Here is a 3,053-nt window from a genome sequence, read left to right as displayed (position 1 = left end):
TAATTTAGCAAACTTTGTTTTTAGAATAATAAAAAAGGCAGCTTCCAACTCGCTGCCTTTTGGTTGGGCTAATGTATGCAAGTGTCAATAGTAGGACAAGGGTTGAACCTTGCCCCAAAAGACTCGGTACGAAAATAACGTGTATGCAATTAAGGTCGGCACCACAATCACTACGCCATATAATAAGAAGGTGAGAGCTGATGCGTCAGCAACCGCTTCAAAGATGGTTAGCTTGCCTGGTACCACAAACGGGTAAAAACTATAGACTAAGCCGAAGAAACAAAGTACAAAAATAAACGCTGATATGAGGAATGGCAGCCAAGCACCACTATTAGGTGACTTTGGCAACTTTTGTAACACAAGCTCTAAGATTACAAAAAGCGACAAGCAGATGATTGGGGCAGGCATTACTACCAAAGCCATAGGTAGGTCAAACCACCGCTCGTAGATCCATTCATTAATAACTGGATTGATGATAGAAACAAGCAACACACCAACAAAAGCAACTCTCGCAAATTTTTTGCACCAACTGATTGCATCTTGCTGTAGTTTCCCTTCACACTTCATAATCAACCACGCTGAACCAATCAAGCCATACGCGCAAACAACACCGATCCCGCTAAAGACTGCAAATGCATGAGCAAGCGGTGTATTATCAAAGCCTATGACATAAAGTCCCAGCATGTATCCTTGTGCAAACGAAGTAAGTAACGACCCGAATTTAAACACTTTGTCCCACCGTCTTTGGCGTTTAACTCGCGCTTTTGCTCTGAAATCAAAAGCAACACCACGCATAATTAAGCCAAATAATAAGAAAACAACAGGAATGTAAAGCGCCTGCAAAATCATGCTATGGGCTTGAGGAAATGCGATAAATGCAAGGCCTACTGCCAAAACTAGCCAAGTTTCATTAGCATCCCAAAATGGACCAATTGAGGCAATCATAGTATCTGCTGTTTCTTTATCATCCAGTGGGATCATCATGCCAACGCCAAGGTCATAGCCATCTAATATTGCATAAACAAGCACAGCAAGTGCCATCAAACCTGCGTAGATGAGGGATAGATATTCCGGATTAAACACGAGTCACCTCCTCAGCGAATTCCTTCATGTCATATTCTTCCACCTCTACAGACTTGCTGGCAGTGTGGAATAAAGTGCGAATGTAAGCGTACAATAAGATTGCGTATATCGTTAGATAGCCAACCAGCGTAAATAGTACGCTTTCCGAGGCAATTGTAGTTACAGCATCTTCAACTCTCAAAACTCCACTAACAATGTAAGGCTGACGGCCAATTTCGGTGACATACCATCCCGCTAGAGTTGCTATCCAGCCAGAAAAGGTCATAGCTACAAGAGCCTTTAGTTGCCACTTGGGTAACTCACCTTTTTTCCACAGCGTAAACCGGGTAACAAACGCGACCAAAATCATCAGCATTCCCATACCAACCATAATTCTAAAGCCGAAAAAGACGGGCTTAACTGGTGGGTGTTCACCTTTGAATTCGTTAAGCCCTTTAATTTCACCATTAACGTCGTGGGTAAGAATAAAGCTAGCCATATTAGGAATGCCTATCGCAAAATCATTGCGCCTTTCTTCCTCGTTAGGAATTGCAAAGAGTAAGAGCGGTGCTCCTTTTTCTGTTTCCCATACGCCTTCCATTGCCGCAATTTTTTGTGGTTGATGTTTTAGCGTATTTAGGCCGTGTAAATCGCCGACAAAAGCCTGTATTGGAGTAAGAAGCGCTGCGACCGTCAAAGCCACTGTTAGCGCTTTTTTAGGTGCATGTTTTTCATCATTTTTGAGCATTCGATATGCACTGACACCGGCTATCAAGAACGAAGCAGTAAGTGCACTGGCCAGTAACATATGGAAGAAACGATATCCGAATGAAGGGTTGAAAATAACTTCAAACCAGTCAGTAGGGTACACAATTCCGTCTCTGAGCTCAAAGCCTGTCGGGGTTTGCATCCAACTGTTCAAAGACAAGATCCAAAATGCTGAAAGTGTTGTACCAATGGCTACAAGGAAAGTAGCTAAAGTATGTATTTTAGGTGGCACACGCTTCATTCCAAACAGCATTATCCCCAGAAATGTTGCTTCCATAAAAAATGCGGTCAGTACTTCGTAACCTAGTAAAGGACCAGCAATATTGCCGACTTTTTCCATAAATCCAGGCCAATTTGTACCGAACTGGAAAGACATAGTAATGCCGCTAACCACTCCAAGGGCAAAAGATAACGCAAAAATTTTGACCCAAAAGCGATAGGCCCGCAACCAAACGGGGTGGCCAGTCAAGTCATACTTGAGTTTAAAAAACGCCAGAAACCAAGCTAATGCGATGGTTATTGTGGGAAAGAGAATGTGAAAACTAATATTTGCCGCAAACTGTATTCGCGACAATAACAACGTATCAAGCATGACGCACCTCGCACTTTAAGACTTACGTAATAATTTATCCTTTAAATCTATTACTTTGCTCACTGAAGATCCGAGTTTCATCAACGACTGTAGTTGCTCTGGTGATAAGCGTTGAAGTTCGGCTGACCATTTAGTGACAGTTTCAAGTAGGTCATGAATGGATTGCATTTGCTGTTGAGCATATACTTCTTCTGGTGAGTTAGCGCTATCTAGGATTTGGTCTCGAAGTAAGGTGAGTGTTGGGTCAATTTCCCTTTTTCTTCTTTCTTCAAAAACACGGTTAGCTAAATCCCAAATAGACCCATTTGGAGAGTAGTACTCCTTGCGATCTCCTGGAACATGGTGAACTCTTACAAGTTGCCAAGATTGCAACTCTTTAATTCCCATACTCACGTTACCGCGTGAAATTTTTAACGCATCGGCGATTTCGTTCGCTGTCAATGGTTTTTCATTGATAACCAACAAGCCGACCATTTGTCCTATCGTTCTATTGAAACCCCAACGGCTTCCCATTTCGCCGCAATGAAGTACAAAATTTTCTATTTTTGGTGATAAGTTCATCGTTCTAAACTTTCAGTAATTATTGAAACTTTAATATAAAGGTCACTTTGACATAGATCAAGTATTAATT

At 41.9% G+C, this 3,053-nt stretch carries 3 protein-coding genes; all 3 read right to left on the bottom strand.

The window, feature by feature from the left end; genetic code table 11:
* Window positions 1-84: 84 nt before the first annotated feature.
* From L1D50_RS22405 to L1D50_RS22395, 3 genes are read right to left on the bottom strand one after another with little or no spacing between them, the layout of a single operon-like run.
* The gene (locus L1D50_RS22405) at window positions 85-1,083 is read right to left on the bottom strand and encodes a cytochrome d ubiquinol oxidase subunit II (protein WP_239966877.1); all 999 of its coding nucleotides are present in this window, start codon (window positions 1,081-1,083) and stop codon (window positions 85-87) included.
* Entirely contained in the window at window positions 1,076-2,422 is a 1,347-nt protein-coding gene (locus L1D50_RS22400; protein WP_239966876.1) for a cytochrome ubiquinol oxidase subunit I, read from the bottom strand. The genes L1D50_RS22405 and L1D50_RS22400 overlap by 8 nt, the downstream gene beginning before the upstream one ends.
* A gap of 15 nt (window positions 2,423-2,437) precedes the next feature.
* Window positions 2,438-2,983, bottom strand: coding sequence for a MarR family transcriptional regulator (locus L1D50_RS22395; RefSeq protein WP_128727127.1), 546 nt, complete (start codon window positions 2,981-2,983; stop codon window positions 2,438-2,440).
* Between the last annotated feature and the right edge of the window lie 70 nt (window positions 2,984-3,053).

Origin of the sequence: Pseudoalteromonas sp. Isolate6, from assembly GCF_022398435.1 — a bacterium.
Lineage (GTDB): Bacteria > Pseudomonadota > Gammaproteobacteria > Enterobacterales > Alteromonadaceae > Pseudoalteromonas > Pseudoalteromonas galatheae.
The sequence above is the reverse complement of the archived record's forward strand: the minus strand, read 5'-3'. Positions and strand labels throughout refer to the sequence as shown.